Genomic DNA, 23,120 nt, shown 5'->3' with positions numbered 1-23,120 from the left:
CCGGCCACACCCGTCACTTGCAAGCGTAGGTGCTGGCCCGGCTGCCGTCGAACATCTACTCGCTGACCTGGAACGCCACCCGCGCCGTCTGACCGCTTTCGTCCAGCGCGCTGAGTTCAGCCTGCCCGACCTGTGGCAAACGCAGCAACAGGCTGTCCTGCCCTTGGGTTTCACCCAGCGGCTGGCCGTTGAGGAACCACCAGCGCCGTCCACCACCACCCAAGGCAGAGAGCTGCAATTGCAGCGGCTCAGTGCTGGTGGCCGGGCGACGCAGATTGTCGCCTGGGCGCACGCCGACGATCGACAGCGGTGGTGCACTGGCCGGCGCCTGCGGCGGGCAGGCCGGGTCGATGGCCGGCAATCGCGCCAGGCGCCGCTCGACACGGGGTAGCCACGGTTCCAGCGGCGCCGGCCACAGGGCGATGTCACGAGCCCTGGCGCCCGGGCAGCTACCATCGACCCGCAAGCCCTGCTCGTTGACCCACACCTTTTCACGCAAGCCCAGGCCCAGCGGCTGGTCGGCTGCCTGCAAGGTTGGCGGCGTGGTGCCGTCCAGGGTCCATGCAAAGCGCTGACGCCGACAGTTGGTGTCCTGCTTGCTCATCGGCTGGCCCAGCGGCCAACAGATCGCCGCAACACCGATATTCGCAGGTACCCGCTCTACAGGGACGCTGATGCCGCGTTGGCTGTCGCGATTGCTCAACAGATCGTGCACCTGCAACATCAGCGGCGCCGCCGACGCCAGGCCGAACTGCCCGGGTACCGGTGTACCGTCGGGGCGGCCAATCCATACGCCGATCAGGTAGCGCGGCCCCACGCCAATCGACCAGGCATCGCGAAAGCCGTAGCTGGTGCCGGTTTTCCAGGCCAGTTGCGGGCGCTGCACCAGTTCGGCGTGCGGGTCGCGGTCCGGGCGCGCCTGGCCACTGAGGATACGCCGGATGATCCACGCCGCCCCTGGCGACAGCAACCGGTGCTCCACCAAGGGGGCCTGTGGCTGCAGGCGCACCTGCGCACTGTTGCCCCCCCGCGCCAGCGCCGCGTAGCCGCCGACCAGGTCTTCCAGCCGGCTGCCGGCACCGCCCAGGATCAACGACAGGTTGGGCTCGGCAAGGGGCGGCAGTATCAGCGGCATGCCCGCCATGCGCAGTTGCGCGGCAAAGCGTTTCGGGCCGTAGGCTTCCAGCAATTGCACGGCGGGCAGGTTGAGCGACAGGGCCAGCGCCGAGCTGGCCGACACAGGCCCGCTGAAACCCATGGAGAAGTTGCCGGGGCGGTAGTCGCCGTAGCGTCGCGGAACATCCTGCAACAGCGATTCGGAATGGATCAGGCCATCGTCCAGCGCCATGCCGTAGAGAAAAGGCTTGAGGGTGGAGCCGGGCGAACGTAGCGAGCGCACCATGTCGACATGGCCAAAGCGGCGCTCATCAGACAAATCTACCGAGCCCAGGTACGCGCGCACCGCCATGCTCTGCGCTTCAACCACCAGAATGGCGGCCGAGGTACGCTCGGGCAGCCGGGCGCGCCAGCCCAGCAGCAAGTCTTCGAGGCGCCGCTGAAGCGCAGCGTCAAGCGTGGTGCGGATCAGCGGCGGGCTGTCCGCGCGGTTCAGGCGCCGGGCCAGTAATGGCGCCAGGGCCGGTTCCTGCCGCGGCGCCAGCACCAGCGGCTCCTCGGCCGCCTCGCGGATTTGCTGGGCCGGCCATACCTGGTATTCAGCCAGGCGCTGCAGCACCTTGTCCCGGGCACGCTGGGCACGCTTGGGGTGGCGGTCCGGGCGCAGCCGGCTGGGTGCCTGGGGCAGCACGGCCAGCAATGCCGCTTCGGCAGGTGTCAGGTGCCGGGGGGACTTGCCCAGGTACGCCCAGCTGGCTGCCGCCACGCCCTGAAGCGTGCCGCCGAAAGGTGCGCGGTTCAGGTAGATCTGCAGGATCTCGCGCTTGGACAAGTGCCATTCCAGCTGCAACGTGCGCCATAGCTGGCGCAGTTTGCCAACCAGGGTACGGTCGTGCGGGTCGAGCAGGCGTGCCACCTGCATCGACAATGTGCTGCCGCCCGACACGACACGCCAGCCGCGCAGGTTCAGCCAGGCCGCGCGGGCCAAGGCCAGCGGGTTGACCCCTGGGTGGTCGTAGAACCAACGGTCCTCGTAAGTCAGCAAGGCCTGCAGGTAAAGCGGCGAAACCTCTTCGGGGCTTACGGGGTAGCGCCACACGCCATCAGCATCAGCAAAGCGCCACAACGGCGTGCCGTCTTCGGCCAGCACTACCCGGGCCAGGTCATCACCCGGCAGCGGCAGCGGCCAGATACGATCAGCCAGCCAGAACAGGCTGCCGAGCACCAGCAGACTGATCAGCGTGGCACGCAACAACCTGCCCGCACGGCACCGTGGTCGCGCTAAGCTTGGCATCGGGAACCGACCTGGCCAGGTAATGGCCAAAGGCTTTGGGACGACAACCTCGCCGATTTTTTCATCAGGAAGCAACTATGCATGTAGAAGGTTTTTTCGAGTGGCTGGGCCAGGCACTGGGGTCGTTGATCCGCTTCATCGTCGACGCATTGAGCGGGTTGTTCAACCTGCTGGCCAATGCCGGTGGCAACTTCATCGATGGCCTGTCGCGCACCTTGGGCATGGACACGTCGCTGCTGAGCATCCTGGCCCTGATCATCGGCCTGATGCTGCTGTACTCGGCAATCCGCGCATTCATGCGCGCCTCGATTATCCTCGGAATCATCTGGCTGGTGCTGGGGCTGTGGGTGATGAGCTGGGTGATCCACTGATCTGCGCGGTCTTTGTGGGAGCGGCCTTGCGTCGCGACAGGGCTGCACAGCAGCCCCAGGCTTTCAGCTTCGCCGCTTGAATTGTCGGGGCCGCTTTGCGGCCCTATCACGACGCAAGGCCGCTCCCACACTTTCCGCGTAGAGCGGGTCTCTAGCGGGCTTTCACCGTCATCTCCCCTTGCCCATCGCCCACGGCCTGCAGGTTCGGCCGATACATCGACTCGACCTGCGGCGGCGGCACGCGGTAGGTGCCCGGGGTCACTGCTCGCGCCAGGTACAGCAGGTGGGTGGTGCCATAGCCGTCAAGCTTGAGCGCGGCAACATAACGGTCATCACGGTACTCCTGATGCACCACGCTGGCGTTCTGCATCGACTCGCGCCACGCCTTCACTGCACTGCTGGCGTTGTCCAGGCTGGCGGCGCTTTGAGCCAGGTTCTGGTTTTCCAGCTCCAGGCCGGCCGGCAGCAGGTCCACCACCAACGCATCCGGCACGCGGTCCTCAGCCTTGAGCGCCAGGTGCACGAGCACAAGGTCGCCACTGCGCAGGTTGTGCAGGTCCAGCGGCTGGCCATTCATACCCAGGTACTCTCTGCGAATCTGCAGGCCGTTGCCGCCAGCAGCAGGCGCCTGCCGTGGGTAGCCCGACAAGGTCAGCTGCTGGTACAGCGTCTCGTTGCCTTCATTCTGCACGCTCAGTGGCGAGGCCAGTAACGGGCCTTCCAGCTTCATACCGGCGTCGGCATTGTTCAACTCGCGCACTTCACCCCCGCTGTCCAGGCGTGCCTGCCACTGGCCTTCCGGCTTGCCCAGCAGGCCACGGCCAGCGAGGAACAGTGCATTGCGCTCTTGGGTCGACAGCCAACGGTTGGCTGCCAGTTCATCCGACAAGGCGAACAGGCGCTGATCGACCTGGCTGCTGGCCAGGTTGCTTTCCTGCAGCAGCGCCAGGATCAGCGCCTGGTCACGCAGGGCGCTGCCATAATCGGCCAGCCAGCCTTTGCCCCGGCTGATGCCCAGGCCCGCCTGCAAGGCTTGCTCGGCACGCGGTTTGTCGCCCATTTTGTCCAGCGCCACTGCCAGTTGTACCAGCGGCAGACCGGAGCGGGCATCGGCGCGACGTTCGAACAGGCCACGCAGGGCCCCCAACGGCGCCTGCTGGCTGCGCGACAGCACCAGCGCCGCATAGGCCTGCACGGCAAAGCGCGTGTGGTCGGCATTTTCGCTGTAGTCGACTTCGATCAGGTTGCGTTCCTGCAGGTAACGCAGCAGGCGCTCACTGGCCTTCTTCAGTGCCTCGGCAGGCACGCCGTAACCTTGGTCACGGGCACGCAGCAGGAAGTCGGTAACATAGGCGGTGAGCCAGTACTCTTCTTCGCTGTCCGAACTCCACAGGCCAAAGCTGCCGTTGTAGCGCTGCATCCCCAGCAAGTGCTCGATGCCCATTTCGATCTTGCGCTTGCGCACATCCGCCGGCTCGCCCTTGATGCCCAGGCGCTTGAGGCTGTCGGCATCGGCGTACAGCGAGGGGTACAGGCCACTGGTGGTCTGTTCGAGGCAGCCGTAGGGGTAGGCTTGCAGCGCGCGAATCTGCTCGGCAAGGTTCAGCGGCGGCCGGCTCGACAAGGCCAGGCTGGCTTCCAGGCCAGCGGGTTCGAAGGCGGCCAGGTCTGCTTCGGGCAGGGTCCACGGCTGGTCCTTCAGGGCCACACGGTAGTGCTTGAGCATTGCCGGGTAGGCCGGTCGCACGCCCAGCGTCCACTCACGCTCGAACGCTGTGATCGGCTCGTTCGGCAGTTGCAGGCCAGTCACCCGGACATGCACCTTGCCCTGCCCCAGCCCCCCCTGGGCCTGCACCGGAATCATCAGCGTCGAGCGCTGCCCTTCGCCCAGGTTAACGCTCTGCACGGCATTGGCCGCCAGGCTCAGTTGCCCATCCGTGGTGATTTCGACGCTCAGTTGCTGAGCGCGGCCGGACAGGTTGGCGAGGTCCAGTGCCAGGCTGGTACGGTCGCCACCGGCCAGGAAGCGCGGGGCCGAAAGCTCGGCAATCAACGGTGCGGCGACCACGGTCTTGCCTTCGGCCATGCCGAAGTGCTCTTCGGTCCAGGCCTGGGCCATCAACCGCAGTTCGCCGTTGAAGTCGGGGATATCGACCGTGACCTGGCCCTCACCCTTGTCGTCCAGCGTCACCGGCAGGCTCTGTTGGGCAACGATGGTTACCGTAGTGTTGGGTCGCTTGCCCCCCTTGGCCATCGCTGCGTCACCACCGAACGCCAGGCTGGCCAGGCGGCCCTGCCCGGCCTCGATCAATTGGCCGTAGATGTCCAGTTGATCGGCACCATAGGCCTTGCGCCCGAACAGGCTGGCGAACGGGTCGGGGGTTTTGAAATCGGTGATGTTGAGGATGCCCACGTCCACCGCCGACAACAGCACATGCACCTGTTTGGGCACACTGCCATCGGCGTTAGCGGCCTTGATCTTCACCGTCAACGGCTGTTTCGGTCGCATTTTCTCCGGTGCCTGCAGGCTCAGCGCAAGCTTGCGCTCGGCGCGGTCCAGCGGCAGGTGCAGCACGCCCACGGCGCGCTTGGGCGTGGCATTGGCCTTGCGCTCACCAGGGCGGATAACCAACGCGCTGATGTACAGATCGTGGCGGGCCCAGGCCTTGTCCAGTTGCACGTCAAAGGTCTTGCCTTCGGCGGGCACATCGATTTCCTGCCACCACAGCGGGCCATCGCTGGACTCGATCATCAGGTAGCCACTGCCCGCAGCGGGCGGGGTGACGGTGACCTTGGCGGTAGCGCCATCGGCGTAGGAGGGTTTGTCCAGCGCCAGCTTGACCTGGTCCGGTCGCACCGCGCCGCCCTCAGCGTTGTCCTGGGCGCGATAGCCGGCCCAGAAGCGCTCGCTGGATACCAGACCGGTCTGCGGGTCTTCGACCTCGACGCGGTAAGGGCCCCATTCAACCTGGAAGCTGAGCTTGGCAGTGGAACCTGCCTTGACGCTGATCGTCTCTTCGTTCTGGGTCAGGAATTTCTCATTGTAGGCGTAACTCCAGCCGTCACTTTGCGAGTAATTCCAGTAGTAATCGCGGCGTTCGCGAACAAGGCGCACCTTGAGCGCATCGGCCGCCAGTTTGTGACCGTCGCGGTCGGCCAGCAGGAATTCAAATTCCACCGGCCCGTTGCTATCAGTTTCATCACCTTCGAACAGGCCTCGCAGGCCCGGCAGGCGCTCAGCCGGCCAGATAGGCTGCTCCAGGCGCCGGGTGATCGGCCGGCCACCCGACTCCTGCAGGCTGGCCTGCACGGTCAGTTGCAGCGGAGAGCGGGCTTCGGCCCAACGGCTTTCGATATCGACCACCGCCTTGCCGGCCTGGTCAAGGGTGACCTCGTCCAGTTCCAGGTCCTGCTTCAGATCGGTTTCGGTGACCGAACCGAACTGGTAGCCAGGCAACGCCGGTACCGCCTCACGCAGCGGGCGTACATAGGCCTGACCGCTCAGGCGATTGCCGGCGGCCGGGGCGCCATAGAGGTAACGGCCATTGACCTGGATGCGCGCATCTTCATCCGGCGAAAGCGGTTTGCTGCTGCCCTTGAGTTCCAGCGCGAGGCGCTCGGGCAGGAAGTCTTCGACAAGAAATTCATAGACCTGCTTGCGCCCGCCCCCCAGGTCGAGCAGCAGTTGCCAACGGCCCGTCGGGGCCTCGGTGGCCAATTGCAACTGGTACTGGTACAAGCCATTGCTGTCGGCTTCCCAGACGAACTTGCGGCTCACCTGTTCATCCGGGCGACGCACTTCCACGCTCACCGGTTGGGCTTTGACCGGCTTGCCGTCCTGGTCGCGCAGCAGACCGTTGAGCAGCACCGTCTCACCCGGGCGGTACAGGTCGCGCGGGCCGAAGATGAAGAACTGCAGCGGGTTGGCCTGAGGCCCGGTGATGTCGAATTCGGCCAGGTCCAGGGCTGCGGTGTTCAGGCGCAACAACGTGGTATGCACGCCCTGGGTGGCGATCAGGGTATCGGCCTTGGGCGTGATTGGCAGCTGGGCATGCCCCTTGCCATCGGTAGTGGCCTGGGCCAGCAGCTTGCCCTTTTCATCATGGATTTCCAGGTTGACGTCGCTCAACGCTTTGCCGCCTTCCAGGGCTTGAGCAAACACGTCGATGCGGTCGCGGTAGCGGTGGGCCGACACGCCGATGTCGCTAAGGGTGAACAGGGTTGCCGGCTGAGAATAATCATAGGTACCCGAGGCGCGCATCACGGCCAGGTACACACCTGGCGCCTGCAACGGCTTGATGCCGGCAATTGGCAACAACACGGTCTCACGCGTGTTGCGTGCCGGGTTGAGATCGAAGCGGCCGCTGTAGACCAGCTCGGCCATGTCCAGGGTTTCCTTGGACTGGTAGTAGTACAGGCTGCTGTTGCGCCCCCAGTTGGCCAGGAAAGTCGAGAGCATGTCTGGCTTGACGCGAAAGAACTCGACATCCACCTTGTCGACGTTCAGGGCAATCACCGGCAGCCCTTCGGCCAGACGCGTAGGCAGCAGCGAGCCGCGGCTGGCAAAGCCGATGGTCGGCTGCATGTCGCGGGTTTCCAGGCGGGTGATCGACTCGCTGTCCAGCTGCTTGCCATTGACTGCCAGCAGCCCCTTGTCGACGGTCAGCACCAGCTTGCGCTGCGGCTCCAGGTGGCGCAAGCGCAGCTCCATCTGGTTGTCGGAGAGTTCCCAGGCACCGTCGAGCTTGCCTTTGACGGTGTCGACCAGGTGCACTTTGTTGGTGAAGTCCTGCTTGGCATCCAGCGGTACGGAAAAGCTGATCGACAGCGTTGCCGCGCCATCGAGCTGCACTTCCGATACGTCCAGCACCGTGAGTTCGCGGCCCTCATAGCGCTTGGCGAGCAAAGCCGGGTCCTCACGCTTGGGGGCGGAGGCTTCGGCGGGCGCGGAGGCCACAGACTTCTCGACCGGCGCCGGCTTGCCCGGCGTGGAAGAGTCACAGGCACTGAGCAACGCCAGCGCGCAGGCCAGCAACAATCCTTTGTTGAACATGAGATAGGAACTCTTGGGCAGCGTGTACGTGAGGGCAGCAACTATAGCGCAACGTCGGGTGCAGCACCTGTTGTTGCGCGCCAGGTCAGACCATGGTCGCGCTAAATGGTTGCCTGGTCGGTACACTGTGGCCATTCGTTAAAAGGGGGCCGCGTTGCGCCCCTTCGCGGGCTTGCCCGCTCCCACAGGTTTGGCGTCGGCCGCAAGAGCAACACTTTCCTGTGGGGGCGCGCAAGCTCGCGAAGGGGCACACAGCGGCCCCAAGATCTCATGGAATGCACATGCCCCAACTCGCTGCCGACTGGCGCCACCGCCCCACCCACCGCAAGGTCTGGGCGCTAGCCGCGCCGATGATCCTGTCAAACATCTCGGTACCGCTGGTGGCGCTGGTCGACAGCACGGTCATCGGCCATCTTCCGCACGCCCACCAGCTGGGCGCCGTGGCCGTGGGCGCCACCTTGTTCACCTTCATGGTCGGCCTGATGGGCTTCCTGCGCATGGGCTCCACCGGTTTCGCTGCTCAGGCTGCCGGCCGTGGCGACGGTGCCGCGTTACGCCAGGTACTGGTGCAAGGGCTGCTGCTGGCGGTCGGCTTCGCCCTGTTGATCGGCCTGCTGGCCCTGCCCTTCAGCCAGCTGGCACTTCATGCGATGCAACCCAGCGCAGCCCTGCAGCAATCCACCGAAGACTTCTTCCATACCCGGCTGCTTGGCCTGCCTGCGGCGCTGGCCAGTTACGCGCTGGTCGGCTGGTTCCTCGGCACCCAGAACGCCAGGGCACCACTGGCAATCCTGCTGACCACCAACCTGCTGAACATCGCCTTGAACCTGTGGTTCGTGCTGGGCCTGGACTGGGGCGTACTGGGCTCGGCGCGGGCGTCGGTGATTGCCGAATGGAGTGCCGCCCTGCTCGGCCTGGCCTTGACCCGGCCGGCCCTGCGGGCCTACCCGGGGCAGATCGTGTGGGCAGCGCTCAAGCGCTGGCAGGCCTGGAGGCCACTGCTGGCGGTGAACCGCGATATCTTCCTGCGCAGCCTGGCGCTGCAACTGGTGTTCCTGCTGATTACCGTGCAAGGCGCACGCCTGGGCGAAGCGACCGTGGCGGCCAACGCCCTGTTGCTCAATGGCCTGCTGCTGACGGCCTATGCGCTGGATGGGCTGGCCCATGCGGTGGAGGCCTTGTGCGGCCATGCCATTGGTGCCCGTGACCGCGACACCTTGCGCCGCTCGCTGGTGGTCGCTTGTGCTTGGTCACTGATCACCAGCCTGGGCTTTGCCGGGCTGTTCCTGCTGGGTGGGCACCTGTTCATCGACTTGCAGACCGACATCGAAAGTGTGCGGGCGGCGGCTTATCCGTATTTGCCCTACCTGGCGTTGCTGCCGCTGATCGCGGTGTGGAGTTACTTGCTGGATGGCTTGTTCATCGGCGCGACCCGGGCGCGGGAAATGCGAAATGCAATGCTGGTTTCGGTGTTGATTGCGCTGCCGGTGGCAGTGGCCATGAGCGGGTTGGGCAACCATGGGTTGTGGATGGCGTTTCTTGGGTTCATGGGGTTGCGGGCGGTGACGTTGGGGTGGGTTGGATGGAAACTGAAACTGGAGGACAAGTGGGTCACAGGGCCCGGAAACACAATATGAAAAATATGCTCGATTGACTGCTTCCAAGCCTCTGGCCGATAAAAGCAGAACCCATGGAGGGGGCTCACACCAACGGCCTATGAGCAAGGAGCCATCATGTACCCTCCACCCGCGCCATCAGGTGTCTCAGTACTTAGCAACATGCACGCTGCAAGCAAAGAGCGTAACTACTTTAAAAATGGCGGCAGTGCTTTTCTAGTGTCGTGGTTCTATTCGAAGGTTCGTAATCGAGGCGAGTGGGATTACAAGCAACAGGGAAGGCAATATGAGGCTTTAGGTAATTTCAATTATGGCGCAACTGGAACTGCTGCTGGCCTTTCGGAGGAATTCCTGTTGAGGGGGGCGGGATGGGCACAGAGCCGCGCGGGGACCAGTAATTCAGCATTTGGATCATGGTGGGGCAGCTCCCCTTATGGCGACGACCCCGAGGATCAGGAATGGATCAAGAAAGGGATCGAATATGCCAAGTCATACGGGTATTAGATGGCTGATTGCTTGCCTGCTTCTGCTTATCCTCGGTCAAACCCTATGGATCTTCTCCAGAGATGCAAGGCCTGTGTTGACCAAGATTGTTTCTGAAACTCCAATTGGCAAGCAGAGTGCCATTTATGAGGTGCTCAGCGATGCTGGTGGGGCGACAGTGCCGCTGATCTACTTGTACTTTGTGGCTGAAAAACAACAGCACGATGATCAGGTCTTGAAGGGCCTTGAAAGGCTGACGCCTTTCCTGGTCACTCGACAATCGGGCGCCGTGCTGCACGTGGAGGGCCTGAAAATAACGGCGCGGACTGAGGAGCAGGTCTACAGCTATTCGAGTACCACTCTTCTCGAAGAGGGTGGCGCAGTATTGCCTATTACAATCGAACTCACCGCGACGTCTCACCGAGAGTGATAGTCAAAGGGGCCGCGCAACGGCCCCTTTGCATTTCAGGAGGACAGGTACGAAGACCGGGTCAAGCCCAGGCGCAAGGCATCCAGATACTGGGTCCGCTCACGCGCAGTGATCTTGGCGCTGGCAACCTTGTCGCGGTAATGCGTCATCAACTCTTCCGGCGACAGGTGCACGTAGCGCAGCATGTCTTCGATGGTGTCGTGGGTTTCGATACCGGCGTGGTACACGCTGCCGTCGGCATTCTGGTAGATGTTCACCGAATCGGTATCACCGAACAGGTTGTGCATGTCACCCAGGATTTCCTGGTAGGCACCCACCAGGAACACGCCCAGCAGGTAATCCTCACCCTCCTTCACCGCATGCACCGGCATGCTGGTTTCGATGCTCTGCTCGTCAACGTACTGGTTGATCTTGCCGTCGGAATCGCAAGTCAGGTCCTGCAATACCGCACGCCGCATCGGCTCTTCGTCCAGGCGGTGCAGCGGGATGATCGGCAGGACCTGGCCGATGGCCCAGGTGTCTGGCAGGCTCTGGAACACCGAGAAGTTGCAGATGTACTTGTCGGCCAGCTTGTCGTTCAGCTCGTCCAGCACCTGGCGGTGCGAGCGCTGGCGGGCTTTCAGCGAGTTGTGCAGGCGGCGGCACACGGCGAAATAGCACTGCTCGGCCAGGGCCTTCTCGCCCAGGCTCAGCTTGCCATCGGCGTACTGCGCGGCCACATCACCCATGTAGTGGGTGGCGCGCCAGTAGGTCTCGGTGACCATCTCGATGTCGGTCGGGCCAAGCAGGTCGACCAGCCACTGCACGGTCTCGGGCAGGGCTTCCTTGTTCTCGATGGTCGGTACGTCGTCGTTGTGTTTCTCGACGTCGGTTACCTGGATCACCAGCATGGCGTGGTGCGCGGTCAGCGAACGGCCACTCTCGGAGAAGATGTGCGGGTGCGGCAAGCCCTGCGCGTCGCAGAACTCCTTGAGCATGCCCACCACCACGCCGGCGTAGTCGTCCATGTCGTAGTTGATCGAGCTGGCATTGCGCGAGTGGGTGCCGTCGTAGTCCACACCCAGGCCGCCACCTACGTCGATGTGATCGACCGGCAGGCCCAGCGCACGCAGTTCGCCGTAGTAGCGGATGGCTTCCTTGAAGCCGTGCTGGTAGTCGGCCAGGTTGGCGATCTGCGAACCCATGTGGAAGTGCAGCAGGCGGATGCCCTGATCCAGGCCCGCATCGCGGAAGCGCTGCACCACCGAGAGCAGCTGGGCGGCGGACAAACCGAACTTGGACTTCTCGCCACCGGTGTCAGCCCACTTGCTCGAGGCCAGCGACGACAGGCGAACACGCAGGCCTACCTGCGGTTTCACCTTGAGCTCGGCGGCCTCTTCGATCACCAGGGCCACTTCCGACTCTTTCTCGATGACGATGAACACGTTGTGGCCGAGCTTCTGGCCCATCAGCGCCAGGCGAATGAACTCACGGTCCTTGTAGCCGTTGCAGACGATGGTGCCACCCTTCGGCGCCAGCGCCAGCACTGCCAGCAACTCGGGTTTGGAGCCGGCTTCCAGGCCGATGGAAACGTTTTGCGTAGCGATGATGTTTTCCACCACCGCTTCCTGTTGGTTGACCTTGATCGGATACAGCGCGGTGTACTGGCTCTGGTACTCCAGGCGCGCGATGTTGGCGTCGAACGCACCAGTCAGCTGGCGTACGCGGTCCTGCAGAATGTCGGGGAAGCGCACCAGCAAGGGCAGCGACAGGCCGCTCTGGCGCAGTTCGTCCACCTGCTCGTACAGGTCGATCGGTGCGCTGTCGGGGCCGTTGGGGCGCACTTCGACGCGCCCGGCTTCATTGATGGCGAAATAACCAGCGCCCCAATGGCGGATGCCATAAACACTGCGGCTGTCGGCCACGGTCCATTGGCTACCATCGTCTTTGCGTGTGCGTCGTACGGACATTCAAGTCCCCTATAGATAAGTCGAAGACACTGCCCCGCAGGCAGCGGAGCGAGTGTAAAAGCTGAAAATGACGATTCATCCGTGCTCAGGCATAGACCCTGACCACGAGAACGAGTTTAGAAAGCGCTGGGCAAAAAATCGCGCGATGGCCTCAGCCGCCGGACTTTTTCGCCTTGAAACCCTGTTTGGTCAGCTCGCCGATCAACAGCTCGACATGGTCGCCCTGGATCTCGATAACCCCGTCCTTCAGGGCGCCGCCGGTGCCGCAGCGGCGCTTGAGCGTGGTCGCCAGTTCTTTGAGCTGGTCGGGCGGCAGCGGCACGCCGGTGACGGTGGTCACGGTCTTGCCGCCACGGCCTTTGCTTTCGCGGCGCACGCGGGCAATGCCGTCGCCTTCGGGGATGATTTGCTGCTTGCAGGTGCAGGCGTCCACCGGCTGGCCACAGTCGGGGCAGTGCCGACCGGCGTCGGTGGAGTACACGAGACCGCCAAGGGCGGAAAAGGAAGAAGCTTTCTTGGCCACTTTTGTTCCTCGGTGCTGAGGACAAAAACTGGTCGTGCCTTGGGGTTGAGGCCGACCGCGAAGCCCCACTCTGGCAGGGGCGGCGCTACTGCTGCAAGAATTGCGGCAGCCCGAAAAGGGCGCGCAGTGTAACGATAAATACGGCGATTGTGTAGGAGCGGGTTTACCCGCGAATAAGGGCAAAGCCCTTGCCCTGCGAAACGGGTGTCTGGGCCGGTATTTCGCGGGCAAACCCGAGCCTACAAAGTGGCCTTATAGCGCTGCAACGCCGCCAACGAGTCCGGGCAATAAGGCTTGCTCAGGCTTTCCTGCTCAGCCTGTTCCAGGCCGATGAAGCGCGCCTCGATCACCTCTTCCGGCTGCAACCGCAACGGTGCATCCGACACCGCCGAATACACCGCACACCACAAGCGGTTATCCGGCTGGTCAAAGTAGAACCGCTCGTGAAAGCGCAGCTCGGCGCCTTCGATGCCCAGCTCTTCGGCCAACTCGCGCGCAGCCGACTCGGCATACGCTTCGCCAGCCGCGACCATGCCGCCCGCCGCCACATCCCAATACCCCGGGTACAGCGCCTTGCTCAGCGTACGGCGGTGTACACACAGTTCACCGGCACTGTTGAACAGCAGAATGAATGTGCAGCGCCCGATCAGGCCACGCTCGCGCAGCTCGGCACGAGGCAAGGCGCCCAGTACCTGGTCGGTTTCGTCCACCCAGGTCACCAGCTCGCGGTCGGAAGCCGCCCGATGGGCGGCCTCGGCTGGGCTGATAGCCATCATCAACCCTGCGACAGCAGCTGACGCAGGTCGATAACCGCGGCGTTGGCCCGGGAAATGTAGTTGGCCATGACCAACGAGTGGTTGGCCCACATGCCGAAGCCACTGCCGTTGAGCACCATCGGACTCCACAGCGGCTCTTGCGAGGCTTCCAGCTCACGGATGATCTGACGCACGCTGACCGTGGCATTCTTCTTCGCCAGCACGTCGGCGAAGTCCACCTCGATGGCACGCAGCAGGTGCGACAGCGCCCAGGCTTGGCCGCGGGCTTCGTAGAACACGTTGTCGATCTGCAGCCATGGCGTTTCCACCAGCTCCTCATCCACCTGCGGCGCCTGGCCGGCAACGACCGACTCGGTCTTCAGCGTGGAGTTGAGCTTGACCCGGCCAACGCTGGCCGAGAGGCGCTGCGACAGCGAGCCCAGACGGGTTGCCACGTCACCCAGCCAGTTGTTCAGGTTGTCGGCGCGGGTATAGAAGATCGCGCCCTTGTCGCCGGCAGCCAGGCGGGTCTGGTAGCGGGTCAGCGACTTGATGCCTTCTTCGAACTCCGACTCGCTCGAAGGCAGAATCCAGCTCTTGTTGTCGAAGTTGAAGCGGGGCTCGGCCTTGGCCAGGTCGGCGTCTTCGGTAGACTGCGACTGCGAACGGGCGAAGTCTTTACGCAGAGCACGGGACAGGTCGCGGACCTGGACCAGCACGCCATATTCCCAGCTTGGCATGTTGTCCATCCACAGCCCCGGCGGGAAGCGGTCGTTGGAAATGTAGCCGCCCGGCTTGTTCAGCAAAGTGTTGGCCACGGTCTTGAGGGTTTCGACGGTGGTATAGCCCACCACCATCTGCTGGCCAGCACGTTCGGCTGCAGCCTGGGCGTTTTGCTGCACCGGGAACAGAGCCGGCTCCTGGCTCCAGTACCAGCCCAGGCCGATACACACCAGCAGGTACAACCCGATCAGGGTCCCCAAGGCACGGCTCCAAAGGCCGCCAAGGTAGCTACGGGCGGCAGCGCCGCGCCCGTCGACACGCTCACGGGGCTCGGCTTTGGCCTTTCGGTTTTTCCAGTCCAGCATGGCTTTGTCCTTAATCAGTCACGACGGTTCAGGGGCTTTGACCACAGGCCTGCGCTAGGGTGCCACGGTAAGCCCGCATGCCAGCACTATAAAGCAGACACCACCGTACGCATAAGCGACCATTCAGTCAGCAACTGAATATTCGTTCTACCCGCTTTGTTGACGCAGGGCACTCACGCACTTGAAAAGAGCTGCTAGCATAGAGCCATCATTGCCCCTGCACATCCCAACCTATAAGTAGCCAGGACATGAGCCAAGCAGTCGAGCCAAGCCCGCAGTGCCCCGTCCAGCCGCTGACGCGTAACGGCCTGCGCAAGGACGATCCGCTCGACCAGCTGCTGCTGCCCGTGCGCAAACCGGTGTACATCCTGCTGCAGGACCACGAGCGTGCCCAGCGCCTGGCCCAGCAACTGGAATTCTTTGGTCTGGTGGTGCAAGCGTTGCCCAGCGCCGCAGCGTTTCTCGCCTCGATCAGCGAGTACCCGCCGTCGGCCATCATCATGGATGTCGACTTCACCGGCGCCGGCCTGGGCTTGCTGCTGGCCGCCCAGGTGCAGCAGGGCCTGGCACGCTCCATTCCGTTGTTGTTCTTCAGCCATCACGAAGCCGACACCCCAACCCGCCTTGCCGCAGTACGCGCCGGTGGCCAGGACTTTCTCACCGGCAGCCTGGAAGCTTCCAGCTTGCTGGAAAAGGTCGAACTGCTGACCAACACCGCCCCGCACGACCCGTTGCGCGTGCTGATCATCGACGACTCGCGCACCCAGGCCCTGTACACCGAGCGTGTACTGGCCGGCGCCGGCATGCTCACCCGCAGCCTGACCGACCCGATCCGCACGATGGCAGAGCTTGCCGACTTCCAGCCCGACCTGATCATCCTTGACCTGTACATGCCGGCCTGCACCGGCCCGGAGCTGGCCAAGGTAATCCGCCACAGTGACCGTTATGTGAGTGTGCCGATCATCTACCTGTCTGCCGAGGACGACCTGGACAAGCAACTGGATGCCATGAGCGAAGGCGGTGATGACTTTTTGACCAAGCCGTTTCGCTCACGCCACCTGATCACTACCGTGCGCAACCGCGCCGCCCGCGCCCGCCATTTGAAGGCGCGCATGGTTCGCGACAGCCTGACCGGGCTGTACAACCACACTCATATCCTGCAGCTGCTGGAAGACTGCAGCTTCCGCGCCCGCCGTGAGCAGCAGCCGTTGAGCTTTGCCATGCTCGACATCGATCACTTCAAGAAGATCAACGACCGCCATGGCCACCCCATGGGCGACCGAGTGATCAAGAGCCTTGCTCTATTCCTCAAGCAGCGCTTGCGCAAGACCGATTTCATTGGCCGCTACGGTGGCGAGGAATTCGCCATCGTCATGCCCAATACCGCGCTGGACGCCGCACACAAAGTGCTGGACGAAATTCGCCGGCGCTTTGCCGAAATTCTCTACCCGGCGCAGCCACGAGACTTGCAGTGCACCTTCAGCGCCGGCGTGGTGCAACTGGATGAGGGGCTGGATGCATTGACCATGGCCAGTGCAGCAGACGAGGCGCTGTACCGGGCCAAGCATGCGGGGCGTAATTGCGTCGTTCGTGTAGAGCCCTGAGATTCGCACTCACTGTGCCGGCCATACCAATAGAGGCACTGTGCCACTTTTTTCTGACTCCAAGCCCCTGGCGTCATCACCCCGTCACAAAATCGCAATAACTTCAGGCGCCTACCTCTCCCCTGCGCAGGAAGTTCGTGGCTATGCGCCTGAAGTGGCTGACCAATTTCAACACCCTGTTGCTGGTGACCGTGTGTATCGCCTTGGGCGCCACCCTGTGGTGGTCGCAGCGCGCCCTCGAGCGCCCCTACCAGATGATGGAGCGCTATCTGGGCCTGTCCCAGCAGTTTCAGAACCAGGCGGCGCGCAATATCCAGGCCTACCTGGGCAACGGCGATGCCCTGCGCCAGGCCGCCGCCATGGAGGCGAACCAGCAGTTGCAGACCGCACTGGCGGACTGGCCCGTTGAGCTGGCCGAGAAGTTGCGCCCCAGCCTGGATAGCCTGCAGGCCTTCACCGCCAACGAACTGCTGGCCGCCGGCAAGCTGGCCGGCGACCCGCAAGCCCTGTTGCTGCAAGCCGAACGGGAGCTAGGGGCGAACTTCGAGCAAATGGCCAGCTACGCCCGCGACAGTGGCAACGCCGAGGCCAATCGCTACTTGCTGCCCTTGCTCGACGCCACCGTGCACCTGAGCCGGCTGTCGTTGGCTCGCGACAAGCTGGTCAGCAGCGGCCGCCCGGAACTGGCCGATGAGGTGGAGCGCGAGCTACAACTGATCCGCGCCCAGGCGCAGATAGTCGACGGCCTGCCACTGCTCGGCGTAACCCGCACGGCCGAATCCGGTGCAGACGACTTCGCTGCAATGATGGGCCTGGAATCCCAGGCCAGCGCCCAACAGGAAGACATTGCCGTGGGCCTTAAGCGTGAATTGCAAAGCCTGCTCAATCGCTACCCGGCCGAACTGCAACGCACCCGCGAACAGATCGAGCGCCGCGCCGAGCTGGCCGCCAGCACCGGCCAGCGCCTGGAAGCAGTACAACAGGCCATCGCCGCGCTGGAGCCCGAAGTACGCGGCCAGCATGCAAAAATCGCTGCCGAGGTGCGCATCATCCAAGGCCTGATGATCGGCCTGATCCTGCTGATCGCCCTACTGATCGACACGCTGCAACGGCGCCTGGCACGCACCCTGACCGGCCTGGCCCCGGCCCTGTCACGCTGGGCCGAGGGCGACTTCGCCCAGGCCATCGTCCTGGGCAAGACCAACCGCGAACTGCATGACATTCAGGAGTCGCTCAACCGCCTGCGTCAGTACCTGGTGGAGCTGGTAGGCACCATTCGCCATAACGCCGAGCAGGTGGCCGGCAGCAGCCACGCCCTGGCCGGCATGAGCGCCGCGCTGCACGGCGGCGCCGAACGCCAGGCCGGCGATACCGGGCAGATCCGCGATGCCTTGGGCGAACTGGAAGCGACCATTCAACAAGTGGCCGGTGACGCCAGCGCAGCCGCCGAGGCCAGTCGCGATGCCGGGCGTGCCGTGGAACAAGGCCAGGCGGTAATTGGCCAGAGCCTGTCGGGCTTGCGTGAACTGGTCGATGAAGTGCAAGGCAACGCCCGCATGATCGAGCAACTGGCGGAAGAGTCGGCAACCATTGGCGGGGTGCTGACGGTGATCCGCTCGATTGCCGAGCAGACCAACCTGCTGGCACTGAACGCCGCGATAGAAGCGGCCCGTGCCGGCGAGATGGGCCGTGGCTTTGCCGTGGTTGCCGATGAGGTGCGCTCACTGGCCCAGCGCACCACGGGCGCTACCGGCGAGATTCAGGCATTGATCGACCGCTTGCAGCAGGCCGCCAGAAGTTCGGTGGCGGGGATGCGCGCGCAACTGGAACACGCCGAGGCCACGGCCAGTCAAGCCCAAGCGGCGGATGGGGCACTGGATGAGATTGTCTGTGCCATTCGAACCATTTCCGATACGGCGGTGCGGATTGCCGATGTCACGGCGCAGCAGAGTGGCGCGGTGAGCGAGATTCGTGATCACAGCGAGCGGATTCACGAATTGGGTGAAGACAACCTGCAACGCATTGGCGAGGGGCGTGAACAGGGCGAACAGTTGCTGAGCCTGGGCGGTGAGCTGAACCGGGCGGTGCGAGCGTTCAGGGTTTGAGTTGAGCTTTTCAGCGCCTGGGCGATCGAGCGCCGCCCGCGCGGCGCATCGCGAGCTGCGCTCGCTCCTACGTTTGTTTCGGGCCAATTTTTCCTGGGGGAGTTGCGCGCGACCCCCTTGGCGCATGGCGTGATATCGCGTCGTAAAAACAAGGCGGTCGCGCGCGCCTGTCACTGGCGTTACTGGCCCGAAACAAACGTAGGAGCGAGCGCAGCTCGCGATGCGCCGCGCGGGCGGCGCTCGATCGCCCAGGCACTGCACATGTCATGGCGAGCACTACTGGCCCCAACCCACACCAACTCCGCTATCATGCGCAGCAAGTTCCACCTCGCGAGTCCGCCATGCGCCGCCTGTTTTTCATGCTGTTACTGCTGCTGGCCAGCCCTGCCTTCGCCGCAGGCCTGCTCGACAACCGCCCCAGCGCCACCCTCGGCGCCGCTTCGCTGGCCAACAACGCCGACTTCCTGCCGGTACACGAGGCCTTCAAGCTCAACCTTGTCCAGGCCGATGCGCAAACCATCAAGCTGCGCTTCGTCGCCACCGATGGCTACTACCTCTACCGGCACCGCTTCCAGTTCCACACGGAACCGGCCGATATCACCCTGGGCACGCCGAACATCCCCAAGGGTGAGCCCAAGCACGATGAATTTTTCGGCGACGTCGAGGTTTACCACGGCGTGCTCGATATCGAGTTGCCACGCAAAGACCCACGCGCCTTCACCCTGCTGGTGGGCTACCAGGGTTGCGCCGACAAGGGCTTGTGCTACCCACCGGAAACCGCACGCCTGAGTATCGATGGCGAAGGCGTTGCAAACGCGCCGGCCACCCGCGAACACGGCTGGAACTGGAAGTCGCTACTGCTGTTCTTCCTCGCCGGGGTCGGCCTGACCTTCACCCCCTGTGTCCTGCCGATGTTGCCGATCCTCTCCGGTGTGGTGTTGCGCGGCCAGGTTGGCGGCGTGCGCGGCCTGGCGCTGTCGCTGGCCTACGTGCTGCCAATGGCGGCCAGCTTCGCGGTACTCGGCGCACTGATGGGCCTGTTCGGTGCAAGCCTGAACCTGCAGGCGCGCCTGCAGTCGGCCTGGGTGCTGGTTCCCTTCGCGCTGTTCTTCGTGGTGTTCGCCCTGGCCATGTTCGGCCTCTTCGAGCTGAAGCTGCCCCAGGCCCTGAGTAACCGCCTGAACAACGTCGCCAACCACACCCGGGGCGGCTCGCTGCTGGGCGCAGCAGTGCTCGGTGTGCTCTCCAGCTTGCTGGTTTCTCCGTGTGTATCGGCGCCCTTGGCCGGTGCCTTGCTCTATATCAGTGCCAGTGGCGATGCCCTGGGTGGTGCGCTCAAGCTGTTCGCCCTGGGTTTGGGCATGGGTGCGCCGTTGCTGCTGGTGGCCACCGGGGGCGCGGCCTGGCTGCCCAAAAGCGGCCCATGGATGAACACGGTGAAAAACGCCATCGGCGTACTGCTGCTGGGGCTGGCCATCGGCTTGCTCAGCCGTGTACTGCCTGGCGCTGTGACCTTGCTGCTGGTCGGTTTCCTCGCTGCGGGTGTGGCACTGTTCCTCGGCGCCCTGGAATTCGTCGTCAAGACGACGCCCCAGCGCCTGGCGCAACTGCTCGGTCTGGCCTTGCTGGTGTACGCGCTGGCTTGTTGGTACGGCGCCCTCACTGGCCAGGGCGACCCACTGCGCCCACTGCCGGTTGCGTCACTGGCCGCCAGCGGCGGTCTGCCGGCAGCAAAAGCCGATGCCTGGCAGACCATCACCACACCTGGCGCCATGGACGCAGCCCTGGCGCAAGCCAAGGCCGCCGGCCAGCCAGTGCTGCTGGACTGGTACGCCGACTGGTGCATCAGTTGCAAGGTGATCGAGCATGAGGTGCTCAATGCACCGCAGGTGCAAACTCAGCTGTCCGGCTTCAAACTGCTGCGTTTCGACATCACCGAAAGTAATGCCGAGCAACGCAAGCTGCTCGACCGCTACCAACTGTTCGGCCCACCCGCCCTGCTGTTTTTTGCTGCGAACGGCAGCGAAATTACCGCTGATCGGGTGATTGGCGAGATAAATGCCGGTGAATTTGCGCAGATTCTGACGCGCGTACGCGGCAAAGTCGGTCTATAACTTCCCGCGAGCCGGGAAAAATCCTGAAATGAATGACCGGATTTAATTATCCGGTCACATACTTCGCGCGAACCTCGGACATCGTGCTGGCTATTGCCGGGAACTGGACACTTGCCGTTGCTTTACGGCACACTCGCCGCGCTGTGTCGAATTGCCCTACAAATCCAAGGAATCCGCAGATGGCAACGCTACTGGTGCTCCACGGCCCCAACCTCAACCTGCTCGGTACTCGCGAGCCAGGCCACTATGGCGCCGTGACCCTGGCTCAGATCAACCAGGACCTGGAGCAACGTGCCCGCGCCGCAGGCCACCATCTGCAGTACCTGCAGAGCAATGCTGAATACGAACTGATCGACCGCATTCACGCCGCACGCAACGAGGGTGTGGACTTCATCCTGATCAATCCGGCTGCTTTCACCCACACAAGCGTCGCATTACGTGACGCATTGCTTGCGGTGAGCATCCCATTCATCGAAGTGCACCTGTCCAACGTGCACAAACGCGAACCGTTCCGTCACCACTCCTACTTTTCCGATGTTGCCGTAGGGGTGATCTGCGGTCTGGGCGCCAGCGGTTATCGACTGGCCCTGGAGTCCGCACTGGAACAACTGGCTGCCAACGCACAGCCCAAATGATGAAAACCCTGGCCTAAATGGGCCGGGGTTCGAGAGAAACGTTTCAGATACGTTTTTTGTATTTCGCCCCCTGACCGAACCTTTGGGAGTTGATGATTAATGGATATCCGTAAAGTCAAGAAACTGATCGAGCTGCTGGAAGAGTCTGGCATCGACGAACTGGAGATCAAGGAAGGCGAAGAGTCGGTCCGTATCAGCCGTCACAGCAAGACTCCAGCTGCCCAGCAGTTCTATGCACCGGCGCCTATGGCTGCCGCCCCTGCCGCAGCTCCGGTCGCCGCTGCTGCCCCAGCCGCCGAAGCCGCTGCTGCTGCCGCCCCGGCCCTGAAAGGCACCGTGATCCGTTCGCCGATGGTAGGTACCTTCTACCGCAAGCCTTCGCCGACCTCGCCTAACTTCGCTGAAGTTGGCCAGTCCGTGAAGAAAGGCGACACCCTGTGCATCGTCGAAGCCATGAAGATGATGAACCACATCGAAGCCGATATTGGCGGTGTCATCGACGCCATCCTGGTAGAAGACGGCCAGCCGGTTGAGTTCGACCAGCCGCTGTTCACCGTCGTTTGAATCGCGGAGAGCCAACGATGTCTGGGAAGCTCGAAAAAGTCCTGATCGCCAACCGCGGGGAAATTGCCCTGCGGATCCTGCGTGCCTGCAAAGAGCTGGGTATCAAGACCGTCGCCGTGCACTCCACTGCCGACCGTGAACTGATGCACCTGGGCCTGGCAGACGAGTCGGTCTGCATCGGCCCTGCATCGTCCAAGGATTCCTACCTGCATATCCCGGCGATCATCGCTGCCGCCGAAGTGACTGGCGCCACTGCGATTCACCCGGGTTACGGCTTCCTGGCAGAAAACGCCGACTTCGCCGAACAGGTGGAAAAATCCGGTTTCGCCTTCATCGGCCCGAAAGCCGACACCATTCGCCTGATGGGCGACAAGGTTTCGGCCAAGGACGCGATGATCAAGTCGGGCGTACCGACCGTACCGGGCTCCGATGGCCCACTGCCAGAAGACGAAGAAGTTGCCCTGGCGATTGCCCGTGACGTCGGCTACCCGGTGATCATCAAGGCCGCCGGTGGCGGTGGTGGTCGCGGCATGCGCGTGGTGCACAAGGAAGAGGACCTGATTTCCTCGGCCAAGCTCACCCGTACCGAAGCCGGTGCAGCCTTCGGTAACCCGATGGTTTACCTGGAGAAGTTCCTGACCAACCCACGCCACGTGGAAGTACAGGTACTGTCCGACGGCCAGGGCAACGCCATTCACCTGGGCGACCGCGACTGCTCGCTGCAGCGCCGTCACCAGAAAGTACTGGAAGAAGCACCAGCCCCGGGCATCGATGAGAAAGCCCGCCAGGAAGTGTTCAAGCGCTGCGTCGATGCGTGCATCGAGATCGGCTACCGTGGTGCGGGTACTTTCGAGTTCCTGTACGAAAACGGCCGCTTCTACTTCATCGAGATGAACACCCGCGTGCAGGTTGAGCACCCGGTATCGGAGATGGTCACTGGCATCGACATCGTCAAGGAGATGCTGAGCATCGCCGCTGGCAACAAACTGTCGTTCCGCCAGGAAGACGTGGTGATCCGTGGCCACTCGCTGGAGTGCCGGATCAACGCCGAAGACCCGAAGAAGTTCATCCCGAGCCCAGGCAAGGTGAAGCACTTCCACGCCCCAGGCGGCAACGGCGTACGCGTCGATTCGCACCTGTACAGCGGTTATTCGGTTCCGCCGAACTACGACTCGCTGATCGGCAAGCTGATCACCTACGGCAAGGACCGCGACGAAGCCATGGCGCGCATGCGCAATGCCCTGGACGAGATCGTCGTCGACGGCATCAAGACCAACATCCCGCTGCACCGCGACCTGGTGCGTGATGAAGGCTTCTGCAAAGGCGGCGTCAACATTCACTACCTCGAGCACAAACTGGCCAACCAGGAGTGATCGTGTAGTGTGATGTACCAGAACCCCGGCCCTGTGCCGGGGTTTTT

16 protein-coding genes are annotated in these 23,120 nt (G+C 63.3%); 10 read left to right on the top strand and 6 right to left on the bottom strand.

The features are described from left to right. Positions 1-55: 55 nt before the first annotated feature. A complete protein-coding gene (pbpC, locus tag AC3B5Q_RS02690) occupies positions 56-2,410 on the bottom strand; it encodes a peptidoglycan glycosyltransferase PbpC (protein ID WP_488392814.1) in 2,355 nt (784 codons plus the stop codon). A gap of 77 nt (positions 2,411-2,487) precedes the next feature. Between pbpC and AC3B5Q_RS02685 the strand changes: the two genes are divergently transcribed. Continuing rightward, positions 2,488-2,781, top strand: a complete 294-nt coding sequence (locus tag AC3B5Q_RS02685) for a hypothetical protein (protein ID WP_004577004.1) — start codon at positions 2,488-2,490, stop codon at positions 2,779-2,781. A 151-nt stretch (positions 2,782-2,932) separates the two neighbouring features. On the opposite strand, the gene AC3B5Q_RS02680 is transcribed toward AC3B5Q_RS02685, so the two are convergent. Next, entirely contained in the window at positions 2,933-7,834 is a 4,902-nt protein-coding gene (locus tag AC3B5Q_RS02680; RefSeq protein ID WP_488392813.1) for an alpha-2-macroglobulin family protein, read from the bottom strand. Between the two features lie 281 nt (positions 7,835-8,115). Between AC3B5Q_RS02680 and AC3B5Q_RS02675 the strand changes: the two genes are divergently transcribed. From AC3B5Q_RS02675 to AC3B5Q_RS02665, 3 genes are all read left to right on the top strand, one after another. Next, complete coding sequence (locus AC3B5Q_RS02675; RefSeq protein WP_279935311.1) at positions 8,116-9,471, top strand: MATE family efflux transporter; 1,356 nt, start codon at positions 8,116-8,118, stop codon at positions 9,469-9,471. A 96-nt stretch (positions 9,472-9,567) separates the two neighbouring features. Next, positions 9,568-9,954, top strand: a complete 387-nt coding sequence (locus AC3B5Q_RS02670; RefSeq protein ID WP_172402827.1) for a polymorphic toxin type 44 domain-containing protein — start codon at positions 9,568-9,570, stop codon at positions 9,952-9,954. Then, positions 9,932-10,363, top strand: a complete 432-nt coding sequence (locus AC3B5Q_RS02665) for a hypothetical protein (protein ID WP_021783966.1) — start codon at positions 9,932-9,934, stop codon at positions 10,361-10,363. The genes AC3B5Q_RS02670 and AC3B5Q_RS02665 overlap by 23 nt, the downstream gene beginning before the upstream one ends. A gap of 35 nt (positions 10,364-10,398) precedes the next feature. On the opposite strand, the gene speA is transcribed toward AC3B5Q_RS02665, so the two are convergent. The 4 genes from speA to AC3B5Q_RS02645 all read right to left on the bottom strand — a co-directional run bounded on the left by speA (position 10,399) and on the right by AC3B5Q_RS02645 (position 14,678). After that, complete coding sequence (speA, locus tag AC3B5Q_RS02660; protein ID WP_053870507.1) at positions 10,399-12,312, bottom strand: arginine decarboxylase; 1,914 nt, start codon at positions 12,310-12,312, stop codon at positions 10,399-10,401. Between the two features lie 151 nt (positions 12,313-12,463). Continuing rightward, positions 12,464-12,835 carry a translation initiation factor Sui1 gene (locus AC3B5Q_RS02655; protein WP_003255318.1) on the bottom strand — a complete coding sequence of 124 codons (372 nt, stop codon included), beginning with the start codon at positions 12,833-12,835 and terminating at the stop codon, positions 12,464-12,466. 239 nt (positions 12,836-13,074) lie between these two features. Then, the gene (locus tag AC3B5Q_RS02650; RefSeq protein ID WP_021783965.1) at positions 13,075-13,608 is read right to left on the bottom strand and encodes an NUDIX hydrolase; all 534 of its coding nucleotides are present in this window, start codon (positions 13,606-13,608) and stop codon (positions 13,075-13,077) included. 2 nt (positions 13,609-13,610) lie between these two features. Continuing rightward, positions 13,611-14,678 (bottom strand): DUF2333 family protein, encoded by a 1,068-nt coding sequence (locus tag AC3B5Q_RS02645; RefSeq protein ID WP_488392812.1) that lies wholly within the window; start codon positions 14,676-14,678, stop codon positions 13,611-13,613. A 248-nt stretch (positions 14,679-14,926) separates the two neighbouring features. Between AC3B5Q_RS02645 and AC3B5Q_RS02640 the strand changes: the two genes are divergently transcribed. From AC3B5Q_RS02640 to accC, 6 genes are all read left to right on the top strand, one after another. Next, entirely contained in the window at positions 14,927-16,282 is a 1,356-nt protein-coding gene (locus tag AC3B5Q_RS02640) for a diguanylate cyclase (RefSeq protein ID WP_028697777.1), read from the top strand. Between the two features lie 143 nt (positions 16,283-16,425). Further along, on the top strand, positions 16,426-18,387 hold the full coding sequence (locus AC3B5Q_RS02635; RefSeq protein WP_274148792.1) for a methyl-accepting chemotaxis protein: 1,962 nt from the start codon (positions 16,426-16,428) through the stop codon (positions 18,385-18,387). Between the two features lie 341 nt (positions 18,388-18,728). Continuing rightward, positions 18,729-20,501 (top strand): protein-disulfide reductase DsbD, encoded by a 1,773-nt coding sequence (locus AC3B5Q_RS02630; RefSeq protein ID WP_488392811.1) that lies wholly within the window; start codon positions 18,729-18,731, stop codon positions 20,499-20,501. Positions 20,502-20,680: 179 nt separating this feature from the next. Next, positions 20,681-21,136 carry a type II 3-dehydroquinate dehydratase gene (gene aroQ / locus AC3B5Q_RS02625; protein ID WP_003255330.1) on the top strand — a complete coding sequence of 152 codons (456 nt, stop codon included), beginning with the start codon at positions 20,681-20,683 and terminating at the stop codon, positions 21,134-21,136. 99 nt (positions 21,137-21,235) lie between these two features. Continuing rightward, positions 21,236-21,700, top strand: coding sequence for an acetyl-CoA carboxylase biotin carboxyl carrier protein (gene accB, locus AC3B5Q_RS02620; RefSeq protein ID WP_053870458.1), 465 nt, complete (start codon positions 21,236-21,238; stop codon positions 21,698-21,700). Between the two features lie 17 nt (positions 21,701-21,717). Beyond that, positions 21,718-23,073 carry an acetyl-CoA carboxylase biotin carboxylase subunit gene (gene accC / locus AC3B5Q_RS02615; protein WP_003255333.1) on the top strand — a complete coding sequence of 452 codons (1,356 nt, stop codon included), beginning with the start codon at positions 21,718-21,720 and terminating at the stop codon, positions 23,071-23,073. The last annotated feature ends 47 nt before the right edge of the window (positions 23,074-23,120 follow it).

This window comes from Pseudomonas sp. D5(2026) (genome assembly GCF_057766845.1).
The sequence above is the reverse complement of the archived record's forward strand: the minus strand, read 5'-3'. Positions and strand labels throughout refer to the sequence as shown.